Here is a 22,379-nt window from a genome sequence, read left to right as displayed (position 1 = left end):
TAAGATAGCCCTATTCTATATACCATTCATTTCAGTCTAAACTCATTTTATCATGAATGGATAGAAACCGCAGACTATTCAATAAGTTTCTCCCCCTTATACAAAGCTCGACAATTATCTTTTGAAAAAAACGCTTGCAATTATAAAAAAAGATGTTATTATGAATGTGTAATCGGTTACACACAGGAGGTTCTTATGGCTACAATTCGTGATGTTGCAAAATTAGCAGGTGTTTCTGTTGCTACGGTATCCAGAGCAATGAATGAAAGTGGATATGTCAGTAAAGACGCACGAGAAAAAATTGAACAAGCAATTGCCGAGCTGGATTTCTCACCAAATGAAGTCGCTCGTTCTCTTTATCAAAAAAAATCAAAATTGGTTGGATTGCTTTTACCCGATATATCCAACCCCTTCTTCCCTTTGATTGCAAAGGGTGTTGAGGACAATATGAATCAAAAGGGCTATCAGGTGATTTTGGGCAATGTACAGGAGGATGCCGTAAAAGGGACAGATTATTTGCGTGTGTTCAGTCAAAACAATGTCTCCGGTGTTTTATCTGCTGTTGCCAGTGATTCAAAAGGCCTCTTCAATAAACCACTTGTCGTATTGGACCGAGTAGACAGCGAAGCCGAATATGCTGTTTTTTCAGATGATCTATTGGGTGGGGAGCTGGCAGCTGAAGCCATCATCAAAGGAAAACCGACAAACATCGTTGTTGTTGCGGGACCAGAGAATGTCACGCGTTCGCGTGATCGTTTACTAAGTGTCGAGTACACCTTAAAAAAAGCGAATTATACCTATGATATTTTACAAGCCAGTTCTTTTCAATTTCAATCGGCAGAAGAAACCGCGGAGGAATTGTTTATAAAATTTCCTGAGGTTGATAGTGTCATTGCGCCCAGCGATACCCATGCAATCGCCATTTTACAGGCAGCGAATCGCAGAGGGCTAAAGATACCAGAGGAATTTCAAATCGTCGGCTACGATGATATCCCTATCAGTAATCTGGTTTTCCCAAGACTATCAACCATTCATCAACCGGCTTATCAAATTGGCTGGGATGGTGCTGAACTCCTATTCAATCTAATGAATGAGCAACCAGTGTCAAAAAATAAAATCAAGCTTCCTGTTTTTCTTCAGGAAAGAGATACCTTAAGAAAGTAGGCGAACGTATGAAAAAAATTGCTGTGATCGGCAGTCTATCTGTGGATTTTGTTGTAGAGACAGATCAAAAGCCGGCAGACGGTGAAACTGTATTTGGCAATAGCTTCCAAACCTCGTTTGGGGGGAAAGGGGCCAATCAAGCAGTTGCGGCAAAACGTTTAGGCGCAGCTGTTCAGATGTTCGGCTGTGTCGGCAACGATACATTTGGACAAGAAATCATCGCCAATCTTGCAGAGGAAGGGATTGATGTAACGCATGTGGAACGGGTTACACATTGTGCTTCTGGTTCTGCACATATCACACTTTTCCAAGGTGACAACAGCATTATTGTTGTGCCAAGTGCGAATAACTGTTTCACACCGGATCAATTAAACACACCTCTCTATACCCAGCTACTTGAGAGTGATTTGGTTATGCTGCAGCATGAAATTCCACAGGAGACAAATGAGGCAATCATTACCTTCTGTTTTGAGCATGGCATCCCAACGATCCTAAACCCTGCCCCGGCACGATCACTGAGTAAAGACGTGATCGATAAGGTCTCTTACTTAACGCCGAATGAACACGAATTTAAAGTACTATTTCCGGATAAGGAACTATCTGATGTACTTGCCGAGTACCCAAATAAACTGATTATCACAATGGGTGCAACAGGCGCTTTAGTCAACAACGGACAAAAGGAGGTATTAGTTCCAGCCTTCAAGACAACACCGGTTGATACGACTGGTGCCGGGGATACATTCAATGGTGCTTTAGCCGCCGGAATACTCAATGGACTTTCCCTGGAAGCTAGTATCACTTATGCAAATCTGGCCGCTTCTATGTCGGTAAAAAAATTGGGTGCTCAAGGTGGTATGCCTAAACTAGAGCAAATGAAAGCGAGTGAATTTTTTGAAAAAGCGTGGCATGTTGAATAGTGAAATTGCAAAAGTTTTAGATGATCTAGGTCACACAGACTACATCGTTATCGGCGATCTGGGGTTACCTATTCCAAAAGATGTAAAAAAAATTGATGTTGCCTTGGAAATTGGCAAGCCGGCATTCATTGACATCCTACAGCTGCTTATCGAAGAAATGGCGGTAGAGAAAGTCACTTTAGCTACTGAAATCAAAGAACAAAACCCACAGCAATTAGCAGCAATTGAGAACGCCTTGACGGATAAACCTGAAATAGAATTTATTCCTCATGAGCGTTTCAAGACTCAGACACAAGCTGCTAAAGCAGTGATCCGAACTGGAGAGGCAACCCCCTTTTCCAATATCATTTTACAATCAGGGGTAATTTTTTAAACAGGAGGTGCTCAAATGAATATTGAAATGACGAATATTTCAAAGGCCTTTGGCTTCAACGAAGTCTTAAAAGGTGTTGACCTTGTCATTGAGGGCGGAAAAATCCATGCATTGATGGGTGAAAACGGCGCCGGAAAATCGACTCTAATGAATATCCTGACAGGTCTTCATAAAAGAGATAGCGGGACCATCTTGATCGACGGGAAAGAGCATTACTTTGCTAACCCAAAGGAAGCAGAAGAATTCGGGATCAGCTTTATTCATCAGGAATTAAATACGTGGCCGGAAATGAGTGTGTTAGACAATCTTTTTCTGGGGAAAGAGCAGACAACAAAATTAGGTCTGATCGACACAAAGAAAATGTCTTCTTTAGCAGAAGAAGCCTTTGCACAGTTAGGCATCCATTTAGATCTGAACAAAGATATGTCTCAGCTTTCTGTAGGTCAGCAGCAAATGATCGAAATCACCAAAGCGCTTATGACCGATGCAAAAGTACTGATTATGGATGAACCAACAGCCGCATTATCCGAAAAAGAAATCGTCAGTCTATTTGCTATCATTGAACGACTCAAATCAGCAGGTGTTGGGATCGTCTACATCTCTCATCGAATGGAGGAAATCTTCCAGATAAGTGATGAAATCACTGTTATGCGTGATGGTTTATCTATCGATACTGTCCCCACTAATGAAACCAATGTGGATGATGTTGTTCGAAAAATGGTGGGACGAGAAATCAATGATTATTATCCTGAAAAAACAGCCTTGTTAGGTGAAACGATCTTTTCTGTAGAAAACCTCACGGCTGCAAACGGTATGTTTGAGAACATCAGCTTTTCTGTAAAGGCTGGAGAAATCGTTGGCTTTTCCGGTTTGATGGGCGCAGGACGAACAGAGATCATGCGCAGCATTTTTGGTATTGATCCAATTGTAAGCGGAATCATTAAGATTGCCGATCAGGAAAAACCGATCGTCTCGCCATCTCGTTCGATCGCTAATGGTATTGGCTTTTTGACAGAGGATCGAAAAGAGGAAGGCTTGATCCTTGATTTTTCAATCGAAGATAATATCAGCTTGCCAACCATTGAAGAATTTGTGGTACGAGGATTCATCGATAAAAAAACCGAAGACGACTTCAGTGAGCTGTTGATCAAGCGATTGTTGATTAAATCTCAAAGTGCACAGGATATCGTCGGCGATCTGTCTGGCGGAAATCAACAAAAAGTCGTTCTAGCCAAATGGATCGGAATTGGTCCTAAAGTATTGATTCTTGATGAGCCTACCAGAGGTGTCGATGTGGGTGCTAAAAGAGAAATTTATCAACTGATGAATGAGCTGGCTGATCGAGGAGTAGCCATCATCATGGTCTCCAGCGACTTACCTGAGGTTTTAGGCGTGAGTGACCGGATCCTCGTGATTCATGAAGGAAAAATCACCGGTGAACTGACCAGAGCAGAAGCGACGCAAGAAAAAATCATGACATTCGCAACAGGGGGAACCGTAAATGGAAACTAAAAAAATGAATAGCCAACCATCAAAGAAAATTACGGAGCATATCAGTAAATTAGGTCCGTTATTAGCTCTTATCGTATTGATTATTGTTGTTACTGCTATGAACCCAAGCTTTGTTTCACCTAGCAATTTGCTGAACTTACTACGACAAGTAGCAGCAAATGGTTTTATCGCATTTGGTATGACATTCGTCATTTTAACTGGTGGGATCGATTTGTCTGTCGGTTCGACATTGGCACTATCAAGTGCGTTGACCGCCGGATTGATCAGCAATGGCATGCATGTTGGTCTCGCTGTATTGGTTGGATTAGTCAGTGGCGGTTTTCTAGGCGCATTAAATGGGCTATTGATCTCTAAAGGAAAGATGGCCCCTTTCATTGCTACGTTAGCAACCATGACCATCTATCGAGGAACGACCTTGGTTTATACAAATGGGAACCCGATCACCGGTATCGGAGACAGCTTTTTCTTCAGCTTCATCGGTAGAGGCTATCTTTTCGGAATTCCATTCCCAGTCATTTTGATGTTTCTCGTCTTTATCCTGCTCTTTCTATTGCTTCACAAGACCTCCTTTGGTCGTAAAACCTATGCCATTGGCGGAAATGAAAAAGCAGCCTATATCGCCGGCGTCAAAATCGATAAGATCAAGATTTTGATTTATACGATTTCCGGATTGATGGCCTCTATCAGTGGCATGATCATCACTTCCCGTTTAAATTCTGCTCAACCTACTGCCGGACAATCCTATGAAATGGATGCGATTGCCTCTGTCGTCTTAGGAGGAACTAGTCTTTCCGGTGGACGTGGACGCATTTTCGGAACTTTGATCGGTGCGTTGATTATCGGAACCTTGAACAATGGCCTGAACCTTTTAGGTGTCTCTAGTTTCTACCAGCAAATCGTTAAAGGAATCGTGATTGTTATCGCTGTTCTTTTAGACCGCAAACGAAAATAACAACAGAATGGGCCTATGTGTCTTGACTAATTGTCCCTTAGTTCATTCCAGATACTTAGCACATAGAAGAAAATACACGAGGCACTACACAATTGAGTTTTAAGGGGCGAGACAGTCAACTGTCATCATCCCATAAAAAATAAGCATTTATTTAGGAGGATATTCAAATGAAAAAACTACTTTTGACGGCAGCAGCAGGGTTACTATTTTTAAGTGGGTGCGGCTCAGCAACATTAGATGGAAACTCTTCAAGCAGCAGCGACAAGGTGGCAGAAAAGAAACCTAGCGAGCTGGTTATCGGGGTATCTGTCTCTACACTAAACAATCCGTTTTTCGTTTCTTTAGCTGATGGGATAAACACTCTCGCAGACGACAACAGCTCCACAGTAAAAGTTTTGGATGCACAGGATGACACAGCAAAACAAAGCAACGATGTAGATGATCTGATTCAGCAAGGTGTCGATGTCCTTCTGATCAATCCTGTAGATTCCTCAGCAATCGTTCCATCGGTCGAAGCAGCAAACGCGGCGAATATTCCTGTTATTGCAATCGATAGAAGCAGCGATGGTGGTACACTATTAACAACTGTTGCATCAAACAATGAAGAAGGCGGAAAAATGGCCGGTGAATTCATCGTTGAAAAACTGGGCGAAAAAGCAAAGGTTGTCGAGCTTGAAGGCGTTCCCGGCGCTTCCGCAACAAGAGAACGAGGCAAAGGTTTTGATGACTTTGCTGCAGACAAACTAAATGTATTAGACAAACAATCCGCTAATTTTGACCGTGCAGAAGGTCTAACAGTTATGGAAAACATGCTGCAAGCACATAGCGATGTTCAAGGTGTTTTTGCTCAAAATGATGAGATGGCATTAGGCGCTGCTGAAGCTGCTCAAAGCAAAGGAAAAGAGTTTATCATCGTCGGCTTTGATGGAACAGAAGATGGATTGAAAGCCATCAAAGAAGGGCGTATGACAGCAACTATTGCGCAGCAGCCGGAAGAAATGGGACGTTTGGCACTACAAGCTGCCTATGACCATTTTGCCGGAAAAAAAGTAGATGAAAAAATCGACTCTCCGTTAGAGCTAATAAAATAGTCAATCCCCCCTAAAATAAACTATTTTCTTAGATACCTCTTAAAAATTGTCTCAGTAGGCAATTTTTAAGAGGATTTTTTATTCGCCAATCATTTTAAGCTTATCCTATGTCCCACAACTGTGCTTTTCTCATGCTATTTGATTTCGTTCCAAGCGCCCAATCAATCCAATAACTTTGCATAAACAGTCATTCACGCTATAGTATATAGTTGGGGCTATAGGTATAAATGAAAAAAAGTACCTTTTTCGTATTTGTTAACTAGAAGTTACATGCTACAATAAAGAGTCGGATTTGTTTAAGAAAATAATAGGGTTGGCGGATTCATACTCCCCACCCTTTTAAATGGAAGAAATGAAAAGGAGATCATTAGTACATGACCTATGCATTAGAAATAACTAACTTGAAAAAAGTCTATGCCACAGGCGTTGAGGCGTTACGTGGCATAGACCTAGCAGTAGAAGAAGGAGACTTCTATGCACTTTTGGGACCAAATGGTGCCGGAAAGTCAACCACTATCGGAATTATTACCTCGCTTGTCAACAAGACCTCGGGAAATGTGAAGGTTTTTGGCTATGATTTAGACACTGATTTGGTACTGGCTAAACAACAAATCGGACTTGTGCCTCAGGAATTTAACTTCAATCCATTTGAGACAGTTCAACAGATAGTTGTTAACCAAGCTGGCTATTATGGCGTTTCAAGAAAAGAAGCCTTGAAGCGCAGTGAAAAATACTTGAAACAATCGGATTTATGGGAAAAACGTAATGTTCGTGCCCGCATGTTGTCTGGCGGAATGAAGCGCCGATTGATGATTGCTCGCGCCTTGATGCATGAGCCTCGTTTGTTGATTCTGGATGAACCAACAGCGGGTGTAGATATCGAATTAAGACGTGAGATGTGGGATTTTCTAAGAGAACTGAATGAGAACGGCACAACAATCATTTTAACTACGCATTATTTAGAAGAAGCAGAAATGCTTTGCCGTAATATTGGGATCATCCAATCCGGTGAACTGATTGAAAATACCAGTATGAAAACACTTCTTGGAAAGCTGCAGTTTGAAACCTTTATTTTTGATTTAGCACCTTTCGATAAACAGCCGGAAATCACTGGATATAAGAGTATCTTTGAGGATGACCGTACCCTGGCTGTAGAGGTCGAACGAAATCAAGGATTAAACGACCTGTTCGAGCAGTTGACACAACAGGGCATAACAGTTCTTTCAATGCGGAATAAATCCAATCGACTGGAAGAGCTGTTCCTAAAAATCACGGAAGAAAATCGTCACGAAAGTACCTCTGTCTAATCAAAGAACGAGGATTAACTAGTATAAATAAGGAGTTTAAACATGTTTAATTTATATTTTACGGCCTTAAAAAGCCTTGCAGTAAAGGAAACAAACCGTTATATGCGGATTTGGATACAAACCTTGGTTCCGCCAGTGATAACGACTTCACTGTATTTCGTTATCTTCGGCAACCTGATTGGTGGACGAATCGGTGAAATGGGCGGCTTCTCCTATATGGAATTTATCGTACCCGGACTTATCATGATGTCCGTCATTACAAGCTCGTATTCCAATGTCGCTTCTTCCTTTTTCTCTCAAAAGTTTCAAAAAAATATCGAGGAATTACTGATTGCACCAGTACCGACCCATGTCATCATCTGGGGCTTTGTCATTGGCGGTCTCGGCAGAAGTGTATTGGTCGGCGCGCTTGTGACACTGATTTCACTATTCTTTGTCCCGCTCCATGTGTATTCATGGTTCATCGTCATTGTGACCTTGCTGATGACTGCGATTCTCTTTTCATTAGCCGGCTTACTCAATGGGATTTTTGCCCAATCCTTTGATGATGTGTCGATCGTACCAACATTTGTCTTACAGCCACTGACTTATCTAGGCGGTGTCTTCTATGCGATTTCCATGCTGCCGCCAATTTGGCAAGCTATTTCCAAAGTCAATCCAATCGTCTATATGATCTCCGGCTTCCGTTATGGCTTCCTTGGAACGATGGACGTCCCAATCGTCTTTTCCTTGACGATCCTTGTCCTTTTTATCACTGTATTATATATTGTTTGCTGGTACCTGATTCAAAAAGGTCGCGGCTTGAGAAGCTAACCTAAAAGGAGTCCTAGGATGGAAAAATATAAGATTGGGGAAGTAGTAGTATTTGGTGGGCGCAGTTGGCGTGTACTGTCTGTGAAAAAAGAGGCAGTCTTGATACTAACTGAAGCTATTATTTCTCAACACGAATACCACGACACTGCTGAGGAAATCACTTGGGCAAATTGCGCACTAAGAAGCTATCTTAATGACACATTTTATAACCAATTTACTGAGTCCGAAAAAGCGCAAATTCTTCCCGTGCTCAATAAAAATCTAGATAATGAATGGTATGGAACAACTGGTGGGGAAGATACCCTGGATACTATTTTTTTATTATCCATTGAAGAGGTTGCGTGCCAATACTTTGGTGATAGCAGTGACTTACTCTACAATCCTGGGAAAAATCAGCGGTACTGGTTGCAACGAAAAGACGAGAACAACAGTCAGCGAGAAGCTTATTTAGATGGTTACCGTTGGTGGTGGTGGCTTCGTTCTCCCGGACGGGCAAATAGAAGAGCCGTCTACATTCACGGCGATGGCAATATAGGTATTCAGGGAAATGGGACGTTCAACTATAATAGTAACACGCGGCATCGCCTAACCAATGACAATCGAGGCGGCGTACGTCCCGCCTTATGGCTAAAAATGGAAAATTAAAGATACAACAAAACGAGATCACAACCTCCCTTTCAGAACTAAGCTATGTTCTAAGGTTTGTTGTGATCATTTATTTTCTTTTTCTATTTCTATCTAGCTGATTCATAATTACTAAGTTATTTTCCAATGACCAGCCTTCTCGTATACACAGCTTGACCAGAATGCATAACTGCATCATCGATTGCTGAGACAATCCGAACCTCACGAGTCACAGGTGGTGTCCAATTGGTATCAACGATATCCTCCAGACGTTCTTCTTCAAGTGACTTTAGATAGTCTACTGTAAAATCCACACTGGTCTTCAGATAATTCAAAAGTAGCTGTCTATCTGTTACCTTGACTTTCTCGGCTTCCTCTGGTGTATGCTTCCAATCCTCTGTATCATCTGGTAAATCCAACGAAAACTTCTCTGTCCACCCCGCACTTATCCACAGCGGCTCGCTATTATTAAGCCCAGATATCTGATAATCAAGCTCACGTGCGGTATGCCAAGTCAACCATGTAACCGATTTGATCAAGGGCTCCGGCATGGTATTTGCCTCAGCCATCGTCATCTGCTCCAACGTGTCCTCAAAGCGTTCTTGTGCCCGTTTCAACGTATCGATAGATAATTGTGTAATCTTCATGCTATTCCTCCTCTACTTCTGCTAGAACAAACGATTTCGCCATTCTGCTCTATATAAAATACTTTACTACGTTACTTATGTAGGTTCAATTATTCGAAATGATTTTATCAATAAAACCAGAGCCTAAAGGTTAACCTCTTTGTTTAACCCTTAGGCTCTATTTTAAAGGTTTTGCTTTTGAATCCTAGCCAAAATTAAGCGCTTACAGCTTTCGTTATAATGCTTCCAGACTTGCCAACTGAAAATCGAGCATGTAATAACGGTAATCGTTTTTAGAATATTTCGACTTTTTATCCTCCAATTGTTCCACCAATGATGCTCGTTCTTCTTCCGTTACTTCTTTCCAATCGTCTGCATGTGTTCTGCAATACAGTCGGAACGGCAGCTCCACATCCATATGCACTTCCATGAAATTTTTAGGCTTCCCCAACCCATGGTATTCGACATCTGTCAAAAGCTCTCCCACATAGTTCATGTATTTCTTGCTCATGTTCATTCACCCTTCCTAACATTTTTTAGTTGCCTTTATAAAAAGTATAAGCAATTGTGAGACTTGTAACAATAGTTTTTTTATTAAGATTGCAGAAAATAGGAGCATTACCTGTTACAGTGGTCATTTTTATGTTTTGGCTTCTTTTTCAAAATGGTTTCTGCTTATATTGTAATAACTATGTTTTACAAAAATAGAGGCATATTTTGAAAGATACATCATTTTAGATAAAACCGTGTATTTTTTGAACATTATCAATGGCACTCATATAACTTTAATTTCCTTGCACATTTCACCATACCCTTCACCTATGATAAAAGCCAAAGCAATGGACTATGATTCATTTCTCTCTATTTTTAATCCTGGCGCGTTCTTTCTGACTTTTTTGGTTCAAGATCACGCTACTGGTCCTGTCTGCTGATCATTTTTAAGAACTTTTACCTATCCTTCGTCCTACTTGCTTGAAAAGCCCTTGGAATCACCTTCTTGTATCGTGTACATCAAATTATTGACTATTGTTTAAAACAAATTACTATAGCACTTACTAATTTTCATTGAGAACTAATAGCTGTGCTATTCTAATCTAAAGAATGATTTCATAGTTAATATAATCTCCCATAAATGTTGCTGAACTGGAATTCATTCTTCGATTTCTTTCTATAAAACCCAAATTTTCATACATTTTTTGTGCTGGAAGAAGTGCTTGATTAGTTGTTACAATTATCTTCGCACAATTTGTTTTTTTCATTCGTTGAATAGCTTCTTGTAATTGTATTTTTCCATATCCTTTGTTTTTATAGCGTTGAACTATGCAATTATGGCCAACAATAACCTCAATTGGAGTATTTCTTGGATCCCATGAAGCAAAGCCAATTGGCATACTTCCTATGGTAGTAATAAATCCACAAGTATCAGCAATATTCAAATTATCAAAAAAGAAATTATCAAATTCTTCCCAAACATGTCCCCAATGCTTTTCAATCCTTTCATCATAAGAATAAGCCTCCTTTAGTAGTAGATACAGTATTCTTCGGGCAAAGTCACTAATTTTCCTAAATTCAACTGTTATTTTCTGTTCTCCCTTACCTTTATTTTTATCTAGCGTATGCAATTATTAATCATTTTTTACAAAATGATTGTTTTTGAAAATGCATCTAAAACGTTCCACATTCAGATATTTTTCACCTAAGCTATTAATTTCAAAACCATATTTTTCGTAAAAGCCTACTGCCTCTCTATCTGTCTCTGCAATTATCTTTGTTGGTTGGTATATTTCTTGGACAAAATTTACCATTTCACTAGCATTGCCTTTTCCCTGATAACTTTGGTTGACAGCTATGTGAGTAATTGTAATCAATTCTCCTTTAGATATATCGATACCTATACAGCCTTCTATAACGTCCTTGTAAACTTTTGCATACAAAACTTTGTTAGGAGATTTTAAATATTCTTCTAATGCAGCTTCAGCCTTATTTTCTTCTGTTGCAAGTGATAGTAATTTTATAATTTCAATATCTTTACGGTCAATTTTATTCATCATCTATTTTCATCCTTTTCGAGAATTCACCACGACAATGCCCTATACATTAAAACTACATTTCTTCTCTTCGCTACCAGATATACGCAGGTTCTTCATTTTGAGTAATCGCCATTAACAATTCTTCTTTCGTGAATACCTTTAGCCCATCAAATGTAGAGTCATGTACCAAAGGATATGGATCATTTATATAGTAAAACGCTATCTCTTCACTATCTTTATATGTCGCATATCCAATTACTAGCACCATATGATTTGCTTCTGGCAACCATTCATATAATTTGTTCAAATTAACAGCTGCAAATGTTGGATAGCCAGTATCAACATTAGTTTTCACTCTTTTTTCAAACAAACCTTGTATTTCGTTTGTATTTTCGATAGTAATAGTTTGTATATGGTACCCAGATTCATTATCGTTAGGTAGTTGCTTATCAAACAAATATGAGTTAACAACTTTGACTAAATCAATATACTCTGTTCCAGAAATTGGATCCGTATTCATTTTTTCTGCAAGAATTTCTTGTTGGACATCGATATCAAAGTATTCTAGAAGCATTTGAACTGTCGCAGGAACACAATAATAGTTTGTTTCTTGCAACTTTGTGGAGAGATTTAGAATTTCTTTTCTTCCAAGATCAACCCCTAAAACTGTTTCGCTTTCCTTTGGCTTTACAGAAGATTCTTTTGAACTTTCACTGGTTTCTGTTAATTGATTCTCCTCGATGCTTTCGTATGATCTTTGACTGATAGTGTCACCTCTGTTGATTGAATCACTATCTTGAGATTTCGCACTTTTCTCTTCTGTCTCAGTTGGGCTCACCTCTTCAACTGTTGATCCTCTACTTTGATTAACAACTAATAGGATGAAAAATAATCCTATCGCCATAGCTGCAATAAAAATTACTCCACTTCTTTTAGTTTCCAAAGTATTTCCTCCTCTCTCATATTTTGTTATAGATGATTATTTCAGCTTCAAGAATTTTCACCGTTTGTCTTTATAAAAATTATCCTGGAAGATCCACAGCTGCTTCTGGAGAATTTTCTTCCATTTTACAAACGATCGTTTTTGAGAGATTCATTCTCCAGTCTTGAAATCCAACTTTTTAGCAAGAGTAGAATATCTTCCTTATCTAGCTCGGCTTGATATGGTAGCGATTTAACAAAATCACCATTTGAGTAAAACGTCAAACCGATATGATCAGTATTTCCATCGATAAACTTTTCTAGTGTCTCGATTCGTGAAGTATGAATTTCTTCTTTTACACGGTCACCATTATTTCCTCCATAAGCCTTTGCTACGAATACATAATCTGAACAATGATTTTTTTCCTGTTCAGGTGCTTGATTTTTAGGTGCTGTGAACTCAGCTTCCTTCCTGTTGATTTTTCCTGGCCAAGTTGTTTCTTTGCTTTTCATTATATCCTCTAATTTCATCTCTCTTTCTCCTTTCAAATTCTATTTATTATACTTAACAGCTATCCATCCTTTTTAAGAATCTCTTCTAGTTCATCAACAACTTTTGAAAATCTGATAGGATCTTCTACTGCCAGCTTTGCTAAAGCCTTGTATGGATCAAAGGAACTTCTTTGTGTTTCGGAAAGACTCTTAACAATGTAGCCCTTCTCCTCAAATCTAAGAACATTTCTAATTCTAATTAATTCTTTTACTCTATTTACAACAAAAGCTGCTGCTTCTTTTGATTGAGATATAGTTCTATTTCTGCGAATCGGTACACTTGGATATAAAATAATTAATTCATCGCCATTAGACATAACATCATTATATAACGTATTAAGTCATATTCAAATCACTTATAAATAAAAGACTCAATAGAAATCATCTTTGAGCCTTAGAGCCATCTATCTTTTCACTACTTTCCCGAATATGACACAATCCGATTGTGTCTTATCCATATCAATTATTCTTTTTGATCATACTGACTAATTTTAGCTGCTAAAATTTCCAGATGATCGATCATTTCTTTCGGAGTATCTGGATAATGAAAATCAATTTCACCGGCAAGAGAAATTGCTGCAGTTTCGAAAGATCCTTCATCATTTAATTACTAAATCCAATCCTCATATTATGATTGTTGTTTAATGTAAAAAATAATCGACATCACATCTTTTGACTTTATGTAGTTAAATTTTGATTGATCAGCGATTAGGTTTTGTCATTGATTGAGTGCTATTTGCGTACTTAAAAAAATAAGTGAGGCAATAATCAGATTGATCCTGACTAATGTCCCACTTGCCTTTTTTTAAAGTATTGACAATACAATGTACACCAATATCGCTGTCAACACGGCTGTTCCCATTGGATAAAGGATTCGCTGTTGCTTCAGCCTTTTCTTTTCTACTACTTTTTGCGCTGGAGTCATTTCCTCATCCTTCATAAAGTTCAGAATTTCTGTATAAGTTTGGACGTTGTGCTTTTTCTTCATTTTTTCTACTGCAAAAGCTGCGATCATAGCAACAGACGAGCTCAATACAGGAGCGATTGCTCCTAGCCATCCAAAACTTAGAACGAGTGGCAAGGTTGCAATCATTAGAACGAGCCCTCCGATCATGGTCCACGCTAACATATTCATTTTTCTAATTTCTACTGTCTTTTTCATCATTGGAACATCTCCTCTCACTAATTCGTCAAGAGAGACTTCAAAATAATCACTAAGCAGCAGCAGACTCTGTAAGTCAGGATAGCTTCGACCAGTCTCCCAATTCGAAACGGTCTGTCTCGACACCTGGACGACCTCTGCAAGTCCCTCCTGAGAAATCTGTTTTGTCTTTCGATGTTTTTTTAATTGCTCACTGATTTTCATAAAATCTCCTTTCGACACCCTTAGAATAGCTGAGAAGTATGCTCTACTCTACCAAAATACTTTATCATCTGCAAAAAACAATGATAAAACTTTTTGGCAATCCTATTATATCAACATTTTATATCGATAGATTGATTTTTTTCGTTTTACTTAATGGAAGAAGATAATTTTCCTATCATCATCTACCCATCATTTTCTTCAAAAATCGTTAGCTATAAAATTGTTATTTTACTTTTCAAAATTCACTTATAAATTTTCTGCTGCCACAGTAATTATTTCTCCTGATACATCCTATTTATTTCCAGATATTATAGAATTTTTTCTTGCTGATCGGTTAAAAAATGGCTTGCTCCTATAGCGTATTTTTTTCAAATTATTGATAGCATCCTATTTTTTGATTTTTCTTTTTCATAAACACTCATTTTTGAAAATCAATATTTTACACTTAAAATTGATCCCAGGATCGCCTTCAGATAGAAAGTAGTTACATGAAAATTTTTCTATACCCTATTTTTACATATAAAGGATAAAGTAAAAGGATCATTCTGTCACTTTTCGTTTAAAATGGCATTAATTTTTTTAGATATTTGGCACAAAATTTTTAATACATGTAATGTACATTCTTCTATAGTCACAGAATTTGCATTTTAAGCAGAAACAGTTCCATATTAAATAATCAAAACCTCCAGTGTGAACTGGAGGTTTGCTCTGCGGCTGTAAGCCTCTATTACCGGCCAGAGCCTGAAAGGCTCACTGAAGAAAAGGTCTCCCACGTGCACCACATTTACTCACAGCTCCTTAAAGGAGCTCTTTTCTATTTCTTCCGATTTTCTTTTCCTGTAAACGGATCAACCTCTTCGAATAAGGTTAGCTGGTCTGCTACGAAGTCCTCTTGAAGTTGATTACGAATATATTCTTCTATCTGCTTCTTATTTCTCCCTACCGTATCCACATAGTATCCTCGACACCAAAACTTTCGATTGCCATAGCGATACTTCAAATTGGCATGTCTGTCGAAAATCATTAAACTACTTTTTCCTTTTAAATAGCCCATAAATCGAGAGATACTCAATTTTGGTGGTATGCTCACTAGCATATGAACATGATCTTTACAGGCATTTGCTTCAATAAATTCTACGCCTTTTCTTTCACATAATTCTCTGAGTATTTCACCTATACTTGTCTTGTATTTTCCATAAATAATTTGTCTTCTGTATTTTGGTGCGAATACCAAATGATACTTACATTTCCATACAGTGTGTGATAAACTTTCGTTAACCTTTTTCATAAAGGTACCTCCTAAACTTTTTGATGTGGTGGTCGGGAAACCAACTTCATCTTAACAGTTTAGGAGGCTTTTTTACTACCACGCTGGAAGCTCTCCGGAACCCCTAGCATAGCTAGGGGTTTTCTGAACATACAAAATAAAATCCATTCAACAAAAATTGAATGGATTTCGTCTATTTTAAGTAGTGAAACATCGTTGCTTTAGAATCTAAAAACCTTACTGTCCATTGAAAAATACGGCTGTACCGAACAATAGAGTATCGTAAAGAATGTGAAGCACGGTTGCCGTCTTAAAGCTGCTATCCTTCTTGAATGCAATATACGTAAAAACTAATCTAGCCCCTAATACGCCGAATAATGACACTATACTTCCATGGTATTCAGGGATATGCATAGCTGTAAATAATACTGTACTAAGAACTACACCAATCCATAGTTTATTACTAAAAGTTTGGCCTATTTTTATAAAAGCAGCAGTAAAGGCTTCTTCACCAATTAAACTTGGAACAATCATTGTTATCCACATCAGAAAGAAATTGCTTTTCGTAAAAAGACTAGCCGCTGGATTTGCAGAACCGTTATCTTTTAAAAGAAATCCGAAAATGCCACTGGCAATTAGCACACCGATGAGCATTAGAAAACCTGATAATATATGACGAATTCGAAACTTCCCTTTATACAGGTCAAAACCGCCTAAAAGATACAGACTGGTAAAACCACCCAGTGCTAACCAACATGCCGAAATTGGTCCACCAAAACCAGTTATAAGTCCTGCTATTGCAACAATCATAATACCTGTCGCAATTATTCCATTTTTTATTGTCGTTTTTTTGCGATTATTTTCTGTTAATTCCATCATTGATGGTTCCCCCTTAAAAAAGTAAGTTTCAATAATTAATCAATACATACAAAGTAATAGTTAAATTAATGTTGTCAAAATCAAAGGGATAATCGTTGCCATTAAATCAATCAACATGTGATCTAGCCAAGAAGTCCAGATTGATCGCCCTCCCTTAAGATAGGCAATATTCAAAAATATACGACCTACACCTTGAATAGTTAAGATATGAATTAGCGTAAATCCAAAGTGTCCACTATTGTAGGTCCAGAAGTGCATTAATCCAAAGATAACTGCCGAAATTACACTTGCAGCCCATAAAGGAACCTTTTTGGCAAAATCTTCCAATAATGTTAGTGACATCATTTCTTCAGCCATTAGCATAAAGGGAATCAAAAGATAAAACAGCCATCCTAAATTATTTCCAACCTCGTTTCCCTTCATAATAACACCGACTGATTTCAATGTGATTCCAATAACTAATCCCCAAATCGTGTCAACGATGTACATCCCAATAGCCCAGAGAAACAAATGCTTAGGTCTCTTAAATAATTGTAGCGTTCCTTCTTTCCCTAAAATGAAAGGAGTCCCAATTAGACATCCTAAGAATAATCCTAGGCTGGAAATTGCGCCACCCCCTCCCAGAGACAACCATATGAAGCCTAAAATAATTGAACTATATCCAACAATTCTTTTCCCTATTTCAGACATATTCAGACCTTCTTTCTCCAATTCGACACTATCATGAAGTAATAATAATCAAATTTAACATTTTCTACTAATATTTGACTTGCAAATCGTAGCACAATATTTTGATCACTTATTTAATGGTCTTATATGTAGGACCTTAAAAATATTTTCTCTTTTAGAATATGATTGAATAGGGAACTTCTTTCCGAAATAATCGAATATGCATAATAATGTTATGTACAGAAAATCCTCATTTTTTAGAATCCACAAACTGTAGCTATTCTATTTCTGTAATCCTCTCTTTAATCCACATTGACATGAATTATTATCTATTTTATAGTTTTATGAAGTTAAGTTTTGATTGACTAGCAGAACTTTATCTTACTACCTAATTTCCCACTACCACTACTTTTAAGTTTTGACAGCTTTAATATTATGAAAAAATATTTCTACTTGCTTCTTAAAAGGTGTCTCTAAAAAATTAGCTGTGAAATCAAGAATTCCACAGATTTTTTATTACACAATGTTCGATTTAGTCAAGATATTAAATATTTATAATCCTATCAACGTAAAAAGTAATTCCTTCATATCTCCAGCCTGATCGCATAAGTGCATCTCGTTCACTTACGCCACCAGTCAAGTAGTGTTTTCGTGCTCCTTCATGATACAATCTAAAAACTGCTCGTCTTAATCCTAGCCACTGACTAGTATATGCTCTAAACACGATACCTTCATTAGCCCAACCACGATTTTGCAAAGTTGTTACTTCTGTTCTATTCATCGTAAACAAATGCCTCTTGATTCCTCCATGATAAAGTCTATATACTGGAACAATTCCTTTGGTTGAGTTGAGAGTATTCCACTGTCCCCATTCATCCCCCCTTTTCGAATCAAGTGATTTTTTTCATTTAGTTCAGAATATAAATCATCTTTTTATGTGTGATTATACATTCTGAACAAGGTAGCAACTTCAGCATCTACTTTAAAACATAAAAATACCATGCAGTAAAAAACGACTCCAACAAAATAACTCATCTTTTTCATAGATTAACCTCCGTTTTTTATTTCTTACACATATATATTTAAAAAGGTTTACAACCGCCTTCTCTAGGATTATCTTCATTTAAGGATTTCTAATCAGTGAATTTAGAATTTTATGTTACCATCCTTTTCTTATGTATCCTCATCTTATTATTTTGTTACATCCACACAGCACTGATATTATACCTGTATTTTTAAGAATTTTTTACAGAAAAACGGTATCTTGATCTTAAATATTTTGGTACGCTTTTCTTCAAAAATTAGCTAATCAAACTTTTGACGTTTATTTTCCAACATTTAGGTTCAGGCTTGATTTTAAACACATGTAAAAACCTCCCAAACCGTTGTCTTACCAACCATTTGAGAGATTCCCTATTCATCAACTTATCAAACTATTCTCATAACTCATAGTGCCGAAAAACTGCTATCCCGATGATAGTCGTCAGCATCATGATGCCCATCCCTGTCACCGCCACAGAAAAAACATCCTGTACCGAGATATTTCCTTGCATTGTTTGCGCCATCCCGTATAAGCTGTGCTTCGTCAGCCATTTTGCAACCTGTGCTAGTATCTCAGAGAAGCGAGCCAGCTGATGAACGACCATCAAGAGCATTTCGCCAAACATCACAAAGCCAAGGCAAGCAAGGGTCGCAGCAAATGACTGTTTGATCAGCATGGCAATCAAGCAAAGGGAACTTCCTAATGTCGCATAGATGAAGCAGCCGCCCACAAGCAGCAACCAAAAATTGCCTGTCCAAGTAATCGCTAATGCACCGGATAACAGAAACGTCGTCATTTCAAAAAGGAAGAATAGCCCCACAGAAAGTGTTATGGAAAGAAGCACCTTTGACAAATAAATCCGTGAGCGACTATACCCAGCAAGCCATTTTTGCTGCCACGTGTGCCACTGATACTCCTGTCCAATGAAGCCTGCTATCATGATGGCAACGAAGATACCCAGTATCTTTTGATGGGCCAAGCCTAGCTCAAATATGTCCCATACAGATTTGAAATTGGTCTCACTTTCAAAAATGATGATTCCAAATCGAATCTCTTGGTGAATGAGCACTGTAAATAATACAGATATAAACAAAGCTGTCATTAGTAAAGAGCGCCCTTGCTTACTCTTGCCTAAACGAAAAAAATCGCCTTTAATAATTGGGGTCATCCTCATGCCTCCTTGTATAATGTAGATACAATTTTTCCAGAGTATCACCCGTTTGAGAGAGTTCTTGCTCACTGATCTCCTTGACGATTTTTCCATCGTGCAAAATCCCAAATCGGGTCGCCAGTTGCTCCAGTTCACTCAAGATATGGCTGGAAATTAAAATCGTTGTGCCCTTCGACTGATTTAAATCCAGTAACAATTCCCGCATATCTGCTATGCCATCTGGATCAAGTCCATTGGTTGGCTCATCCAAAATCAAGATATCCGGCTGTTCCAATAGGGCTAACGCAAGCTTCATTCGTTGGGTCATCCCTAAGGAAAACGTCCTAACTGGATCTCGATTCCTGCTATCTAGTCCAACCATTGTTAGCACACGCTGGATTTCGACTTCGTTTTTCACACCAAGCAAGTATGCCTGTTCTTTCATGTTGTCAACTGCGCTCATATTCAGAAAAAGAGCCGGATCTTTGATGACGGCTGAAATTTTAGTTATCCGAGTACCGCTTTTACGAATGGAAATCTTACCCTCGTAATCACATATCAGCCCCGATAACACGCTCAATAGAGTCGTCTTACCAGACCCATTTTTTCCAATCAAGCCATAGATATCACCTCGCTTCACATGGAGTGTTACACCATCCAATATAGGTCTTTTTCCGAAATTCTTCTTAATAGTTTCAGCAGCTAAAATTGTATGCATCCTGTCCAACTCCTTAGTTATTCTTAGGGGGTTACGGTAAATTTGAAATCCATGAACAGAGATAGGAATAACAGTAACAACACCATCACGCCAAGCCCGATTCCCACACCTCTAAGCAAAGATAACCATTTGCTCTGTTTCCATTTTTTCGCCATTTTTTTCACTGCCTCCGCCTCTTTTAAATTTTCTGTCGCATGACTTGCTTGCAAATTCTCATCCATAAAAGCTAACTCCGCTCGACATTCCTCGCAATAAGCCACGTGTTCCTCCACCAATTCTTTACTCTCTTCACTGCACACACCATCATGATATAGCGGCAGTAAGTCTCTGATAACTTCACAAGATATTTTCATGTCATACCCTCCTGTAATTTCTTTTTCGCTCGATAAAATATCACTCTTGCCCAACTATCGCTTTTATCAAACAGACTCCCGATTTGTGCAAAAGATAACTCGCCAAACAATCGCAACGTAAACACTTCCTTATAGGGTTCTTTCATATCGTGCAACAAGATATGCAGTCTTTGAACGGCTTCTTTGCTGAGGTAATCACTCTCTATATCCAGCTTATCGCTGAAAAAAATATCAACTTCTGACACAGTCCCTTTATGCTTTTTTTGAAGGGTAAAATACGTGTTTTTCGCAATTTGACACAACCAAACATAGAGCTTGCACGTTCCATTAAACCGATCGATCGTCCTCATCGCTTTGAAAAATGTTTCCTGCGTCACTTCCTCTGCTATATCCTTGTCGTGACAAAGGGATAAAACATATTTGTACACATCAGAAAAGTACATTTTAAATACTTCTTCAAATTCAATCTCCGACACACACTCACCTCCAGTTACCAAAAACTTATGCTATTCCTCTATATGACTACGGAAATCAAAAAACGTTTCAAAAGAATTTTATTTTCTACAAAAAATCGAATAGACGATGTCCCTTAGGCAACCTCTTCTCTACTATTGTGGCAGAAATCCGCTCTTTTTAAAAGAAGACATGTATTTGTTTATCTGTTCTTGTAATTTGGAAATAAGCGCTTATAATTAGATAAAATGACACAACAGACTGGCGTTGCCGTCTTATCATAACAAGAGTCAGTCGAACAAAAAAACCGGATTTACCTATCTCTGTTACAGTTGAAAAGAAGGGTGTGTATAGGCAATGAGAAGAAAAGAACGAGAAATTTTAGAACTGGATAAAATAAAGGAGATTGTAGAAAACTGTCATGTGGTCCGACTTGCGATGTTTGACGAGCCTTATCCTTATGTCGTCCCAGTAAATTTTGGGTACCATTGGCAGGAAGAAAACCTGACTCTTTACATCCATGGTGCTCGTCAAGGGAAGAAAATTCAATTACTGAAAAACAAATCCAAAGTAGCAGTTGAAATGGATTGCAATCATGAGTTGATCGAAGCGGGAACTGTGGCAGAAAAATATTCCTTTGCTTACCAGAGCTTGATTGGTTTTGGCGATGCGTTTATCATTCAGGAGTTGGAAGAAAAGAAACAAGCATTACAGTTGTTAATGGATCATGAAGTGAAGCATAAAAACTATCATTTCCCACCTGATAAAATGATTGCCGCCACAGGAATCATTAAAGTCGTTCTTGCTTCGTATTCCTGTAAAGAACACATTCATCCAAATAAGATGTAACGTGAAAATAAAAAGAAAGTAGCGAGGAAGAAGGGCTCTTCTTACACACTACTTTCTTTTTATTTTCACGAATTAAATCGCTCGTTTCGAACATTTCTTTCACAATGGTGTTCTTTATTATGTGGCTCTAATTTTTAGTTATTGTCCTTACGGTAACACAAGCCCAAGCCCTTCAAAAAATTACGAGCATACTTGTCTCCACAGGGTTTAAAATTGCGGTGTCCCTCTTTTCTCAAGATAGCCCCCAATTCTCCTTTTGATGGATAAACACCTGCTTCAGCTAGGATATCTAACATATCCTCACTGGTCAAAGACAGGGCGATCTTCACTTTTTTCAACAAGACATTGTTGATATGGTGGACTTCACTGCTTTTTGCTTGGGGCGCTTCAGCTGTTTTATTTTTGGGTTCGCCACGCTTCAAGGTAATAAACCCATTCAAAAATTTATCCAGCACTTGGTTATTGATTGGTTTTACATAGATATTCTTTTCAAAGCTGTCCTTTTCTTCTTGTGTTCGGTTGTTTTCTCTTGTCAGCATATCCTTGACCTCTTCTTTAGAAAACGTCATGCCACCCAATTCAAAAGCTTTTACTATATCTGTATCCTTCATGTCTAGCGCATATCTCAGGCGTAGTAGTATGTCATTATTGTTCATTGTTTTCCTCCATCATTTTCATAGCTGTTCTTATTTTAGCACAGAAATAACCTGCTTATTCCATTTGTTAAAGGTTTATTAGTCCCACCTATCGA

The 22,379-nt window shown here is 38.2% G+C and carries 27 protein-coding genes; 10 read left to right on the top strand and 17 right to left on the bottom strand.

The annotated features are described in order from the left end of the window. The first annotated feature begins 195 nt into the window (after positions 1-195). From A5888_RS15365 to A5888_RS15325, 9 genes are all read left to right on the top strand, one after another. Positions 196-1,164, top strand: coding sequence for a LacI family DNA-binding transcriptional regulator (locus A5888_RS15365; protein ID WP_086348893.1), 969 nt, complete (start codon positions 196-198; stop codon positions 1,162-1,164). A gap of 8 nt (positions 1,165-1,172) precedes the next feature. Continuing rightward, positions 1,173-2,081, top strand: coding sequence for a ribokinase (gene rbsK / locus A5888_RS15360; RefSeq protein WP_086348892.1), 909 nt, complete (start codon positions 1,173-1,175; stop codon positions 2,079-2,081). Continuing rightward, the gene (gene rbsD / locus A5888_RS15355) at positions 2,056-2,454 is read left to right on the top strand and encodes a D-ribose pyranase (protein WP_086348930.1); all 399 of its coding nucleotides are present in this window, start codon (positions 2,056-2,058) and stop codon (positions 2,452-2,454) included. The genes rbsK and rbsD overlap by 26 nt, the downstream gene beginning before the upstream one ends. A 15-nt stretch (positions 2,455-2,469) precedes the next feature. Continuing rightward, positions 2,470-3,966, top strand: coding sequence for a sugar ABC transporter ATP-binding protein (locus A5888_RS15350; RefSeq protein ID WP_086348891.1), 1,497 nt, complete (start codon positions 2,470-2,472; stop codon positions 3,964-3,966). Positions 3,967-3,970: 4 nt separating this feature from the next. After that, the gene (locus A5888_RS15345; protein WP_170924758.1) at positions 3,971-4,918 is read left to right on the top strand and encodes an ABC transporter permease subunit; all 948 of its coding nucleotides are present in this window, start codon (positions 3,971-3,973) and stop codon (positions 4,916-4,918) included. A 167-nt stretch (positions 4,919-5,085) separates the two neighbouring features. Continuing rightward, positions 5,086-6,009 carry a D-ribose ABC transporter substrate-binding protein gene (locus A5888_RS15340; RefSeq protein ID WP_086348889.1) on the top strand — a complete coding sequence of 308 codons (924 nt, stop codon included), beginning with the start codon at positions 5,086-5,088 and terminating at the stop codon, positions 6,007-6,009. 374 nt (positions 6,010-6,383) lie between these two features. Further along, positions 6,384-7,316: an ABC transporter ATP-binding protein gene (locus A5888_RS15335; RefSeq protein ID WP_086348888.1), complete on the top strand. Its 933-nt coding sequence runs from the start codon at positions 6,384-6,386 to the stop codon at positions 7,314-7,316. A gap of 42 nt (positions 7,317-7,358) precedes the next feature. Beyond that, positions 7,359-8,129 (top strand): ABC transporter permease, encoded by a 771-nt coding sequence (locus A5888_RS15330; RefSeq protein WP_086348887.1) that lies wholly within the window; start codon positions 7,359-7,361, stop codon positions 8,127-8,129. Between the two features lie 18 nt (positions 8,130-8,147). Next, complete coding sequence (locus A5888_RS15325; protein ID WP_086348886.1) at positions 8,148-8,774, top strand: DUF6273 domain-containing protein; 627 nt, start codon at positions 8,148-8,150, stop codon at positions 8,772-8,774. Between the two features lie 116 nt (positions 8,775-8,890). Here A5888_RS15325 and A5888_RS15320 read toward each other — a convergent pair whose 3' ends face one another. The 16 genes from A5888_RS15320 to A5888_RS15245 all read right to left on the bottom strand — a co-directional run bounded on the left by A5888_RS15320 (position 8,891) and on the right by A5888_RS15245 (position 20,802). Next, positions 8,891-9,400, bottom strand: a complete 510-nt coding sequence (locus A5888_RS15320) for a DinB family protein (RefSeq protein WP_086348885.1) — start codon at positions 9,398-9,400, stop codon at positions 8,891-8,893. Positions 9,401-9,614: 214 nt separating this feature from the next. Continuing rightward, a complete protein-coding gene (locus tag A5888_RS15315; protein WP_086348929.1) occupies positions 9,615-9,890 on the bottom strand; it encodes a hypothetical protein in 276 nt (91 codons plus the stop codon). A 583-nt stretch (positions 9,891-10,473) separates the two neighbouring features. After that, the gene (locus A5888_RS15310) at positions 10,474-11,001 is read right to left on the bottom strand and encodes a GNAT family N-acetyltransferase (protein ID WP_212647196.1); all 528 of its coding nucleotides are present in this window, start codon (positions 10,999-11,001) and stop codon (positions 10,474-10,476) included. A 3-nt stretch (positions 11,002-11,004) separates the two neighbouring features. Then, entirely contained in the window at positions 11,005-11,430 is a 426-nt protein-coding gene (locus A5888_RS15305) for a GNAT family N-acetyltransferase (protein WP_086348884.1), read from the bottom strand. A gap of 70 nt (positions 11,431-11,500) precedes the next feature. After that, the gene (locus tag A5888_RS15300) at positions 11,501-12,352 is read right to left on the bottom strand and encodes a C39 family peptidase (RefSeq protein ID WP_086348883.1); all 852 of its coding nucleotides are present in this window, start codon (positions 12,350-12,352) and stop codon (positions 11,501-11,503) included. 125 nt (positions 12,353-12,477) lie between these two features. Then, on the bottom strand, positions 12,478-12,861 hold the full coding sequence (locus A5888_RS15295) for a hypothetical protein (RefSeq protein WP_086348882.1): 384 nt from the start codon (positions 12,859-12,861) through the stop codon (positions 12,478-12,480). Positions 12,862-12,902: 41 nt separating this feature from the next. After that, positions 12,903-13,199 (bottom strand): hypothetical protein, encoded by a 297-nt coding sequence (locus tag A5888_RS15290; RefSeq protein ID WP_086348881.1) that lies wholly within the window; start codon positions 13,197-13,199, stop codon positions 12,903-12,905. A 488-nt stretch (positions 13,200-13,687) separates the two neighbouring features. Next, positions 13,688-14,248 carry a helix-turn-helix transcriptional regulator gene (locus A5888_RS15285; RefSeq protein WP_086348880.1) on the bottom strand — a complete coding sequence of 187 codons (561 nt, stop codon included), beginning with the start codon at positions 14,246-14,248 and terminating at the stop codon, positions 13,688-13,690. 814 nt (positions 14,249-15,062) lie between these two features. Beyond that, positions 15,063-15,536 carry an IS200/IS605 family transposase gene (gene tnpA, locus A5888_RS15280; RefSeq protein WP_339101673.1) on the bottom strand — a complete coding sequence of 158 codons (474 nt, stop codon included), beginning with the start codon at positions 15,534-15,536 and terminating at the stop codon, positions 15,063-15,065. A gap of 216 nt (positions 15,537-15,752) precedes the next feature. Continuing rightward, entirely contained in the window at positions 15,753-16,394 is a 642-nt protein-coding gene (locus A5888_RS15275) for a type II CAAX prenyl endopeptidase Rce1 family protein (protein ID WP_086348878.1), read from the bottom strand. Positions 16,395-16,454: 60 nt separating this feature from the next. After that, complete coding sequence (locus A5888_RS15270) at positions 16,455-17,084, bottom strand: type II CAAX prenyl endopeptidase Rce1 family protein (protein ID WP_086348877.1); 630 nt, start codon at positions 17,082-17,084, stop codon at positions 16,455-16,457. A 523-nt stretch (positions 17,085-17,607) separates the two neighbouring features. Then, a complete protein-coding gene (locus A5888_RS15265) occupies positions 17,608-17,898 on the bottom strand; it encodes a hypothetical protein (protein ID WP_339102083.1) in 291 nt (96 codons plus the stop codon). A gap of 604 nt (positions 17,899-18,502) precedes the next feature. Continuing rightward, positions 18,503-19,273, bottom strand: coding sequence for a hypothetical protein (locus A5888_RS15260; protein WP_086348876.1), 771 nt, complete (start codon positions 19,271-19,273; stop codon positions 18,503-18,505). Continuing rightward, positions 19,257-19,973, bottom strand: a complete 717-nt coding sequence (locus A5888_RS15255) for an ATP-binding cassette domain-containing protein (RefSeq protein WP_086348875.1) — start codon at positions 19,971-19,973, stop codon at positions 19,257-19,259. The genes A5888_RS15260 and A5888_RS15255 overlap by 17 nt, the downstream gene beginning before the upstream one ends. 23 nt (positions 19,974-19,996) lie before the next feature. Next, positions 19,997-20,326, bottom strand: a complete 330-nt coding sequence (locus A5888_RS15250) for a zf-HC2 domain-containing protein (protein WP_086348874.1) — start codon at positions 20,324-20,326, stop codon at positions 19,997-19,999. Beyond that, on the bottom strand, positions 20,323-20,802 hold the full coding sequence (locus A5888_RS15245; RefSeq protein ID WP_086348873.1) for an RNA polymerase sigma factor: 480 nt from the start codon (positions 20,800-20,802) through the stop codon (positions 20,323-20,325). The genes A5888_RS15250 and A5888_RS15245 overlap by 4 nt, the downstream gene beginning before the upstream one ends. Positions 20,803-21,136: 334 nt before the next feature. Here A5888_RS15245 and A5888_RS15240 point away from each other — a divergent pair, with 334 nt between their 5' ends. Continuing rightward, positions 21,137-21,628, top strand: a complete 492-nt coding sequence (locus tag A5888_RS15240; protein WP_086348872.1) for a pyridoxamine 5'-phosphate oxidase family protein — start codon at positions 21,137-21,139, stop codon at positions 21,626-21,628. Between the two features lie 134 nt (positions 21,629-21,762). Here A5888_RS15240 and A5888_RS15235 read toward each other — a convergent pair whose 3' ends face one another. Beyond that, positions 21,763-22,284, bottom strand: coding sequence for a DUF1456 family protein (locus tag A5888_RS15235; RefSeq protein WP_086348871.1), 522 nt, complete (start codon positions 22,282-22,284; stop codon positions 21,763-21,765). Between the last annotated feature and the right edge of the window lie 95 nt (positions 22,285-22,379).

Origin of the sequence: Enterococcus sp. 9E7_DIV0242 (assembly GCF_002140975.2) — a bacterium.
In the GTDB taxonomy this organism is placed as follows: domain Bacteria; phylum Bacillota; class Bacilli; order Lactobacillales; family Enterococcaceae; genus Enterococcus_L; species Enterococcus_L clewellii.
The sequence above is the reverse complement of the archived record's forward strand: the minus strand, read 5'-3'. Positions and strand labels throughout refer to the sequence as shown.

Excerpts from the sequence above, each read along its gene's own strand:
- A5888_RS15365 (WP_086348893.1), top strand. The coding sequence starts at position 196 with ATGGCTACAATTCGTGATGTTGCAAAATTAGCAGGTGTTTCTGTTGCT.
- rbsK (WP_086348892.1), top strand. The coding sequence starts at position 1,173 with ATGAAAAAAATTGCTGTGATCGGCAGTCTATCTGTGGATTTTGTTGTA.
- A5888_RS15350 (WP_086348891.1), top strand. The coding sequence starts at position 2,470 with ATGAATATTGAAATGACGAATATTTCAAAGGCCTTTGGCTTCAACGAA.
- A5888_RS15345 (WP_170924758.1), top strand. The coding sequence starts at position 3,971 with ATGAATAGCCAACCATCAAAGAAAATTACGGAGCATATCAGTAAATTA.
- A5888_RS15340 (WP_086348889.1), top strand. The coding sequence starts at position 5,086 with ATGAAAAAACTACTTTTGACGGCAGCAGCAGGGTTACTATTTTTAAGT.
- A5888_RS15335 (WP_086348888.1), top strand. The coding sequence starts at position 6,384 with ATGACCTATGCATTAGAAATAACTAACTTGAAAAAAGTCTATGCCACA.
- A5888_RS15330 (WP_086348887.1), top strand. The coding sequence starts at position 7,359 with ATGTTTAATTTATATTTTACGGCCTTAAAAAGCCTTGCAGTAAAGGAA.
- A5888_RS15325 (WP_086348886.1), top strand. The coding sequence starts at position 8,148 with ATGGAAAAATATAAGATTGGGGAAGTAGTAGTATTTGGTGGGCGCAGT.
- A5888_RS15320 (WP_086348885.1), bottom strand. The coding sequence starts at position 9,400 with ATGAAGATTACACAATTATCTATCGATACGTTGAAACGGGCACAAGAA.
- A5888_RS15315 (WP_086348929.1), bottom strand. The coding sequence starts at position 9,890 with ATGAGCAAGAAATACATGAACTATGTGGGAGAGCTTTTGACAGATGTC.
- A5888_RS15305 (WP_086348884.1), bottom strand. The coding sequence starts at position 11,430 with ATGATGAATAAAATTGACCGTAAAGATATTGAAATTATAAAATTACTA.
- A5888_RS15295 (WP_086348882.1), bottom strand. The coding sequence starts at position 12,861 with ATGAAATTAGAGGATATAATGAAAAGCAAAGAAACAACTTGGCCAGGA.
- A5888_RS15290 (WP_086348881.1), bottom strand. The coding sequence starts at position 13,199 with ATGTCTAATGGCGATGAATTAATTATTTTATATCCAAGTGTACCGATT.
- A5888_RS15285 (WP_086348880.1), bottom strand. The coding sequence starts at position 14,248 with ATGAAAATCAGTGAGCAATTAAAAAAACATCGAAAGACAAAACAGATT.
- tnpA (WP_339101673.1), bottom strand. The coding sequence starts at position 15,536 with ATGAAAAAGGTTAACGAAAGTTTATCACACACTGTATGGAAATGTAAG.
- A5888_RS15275 (WP_086348878.1), bottom strand. The coding sequence starts at position 16,394 with ATGATGGAATTAACAGAAAATAATCGCAAAAAAACGACAATAAAAAAT.
- A5888_RS15270 (WP_086348877.1), bottom strand. The coding sequence starts at position 17,084 with ATGTCTGAAATAGGGAAAAGAATTGTTGGATATAGTTCAATTATTTTA.
- A5888_RS15260 (WP_086348876.1), bottom strand. The coding sequence starts at position 19,273 with ATGACCCCAATTATTAAAGGCGATTTTTTTCGTTTAGGCAAGAGTAAG.
- A5888_RS15255 (WP_086348875.1), bottom strand. The coding sequence starts at position 19,973 with ATGCATACAATTTTAGCTGCTGAAACTATTAAGAAGAATTTCGGAAAA.
- A5888_RS15250 (WP_086348874.1), bottom strand. The coding sequence starts at position 20,326 with ATGAAAATATCTTGTGAAGTTATCAGAGACTTACTGCCGCTATATCAT.
- A5888_RS15240 (WP_086348872.1), top strand. The coding sequence starts at position 21,137 with ATGAGAAGAAAAGAACGAGAAATTTTAGAACTGGATAAAATAAAGGAG.
- A5888_RS15235 (WP_086348871.1), bottom strand. The coding sequence starts at position 22,284 with ATGAACAATAATGACATACTACTACGCCTGAGATATGCGCTAGACATG.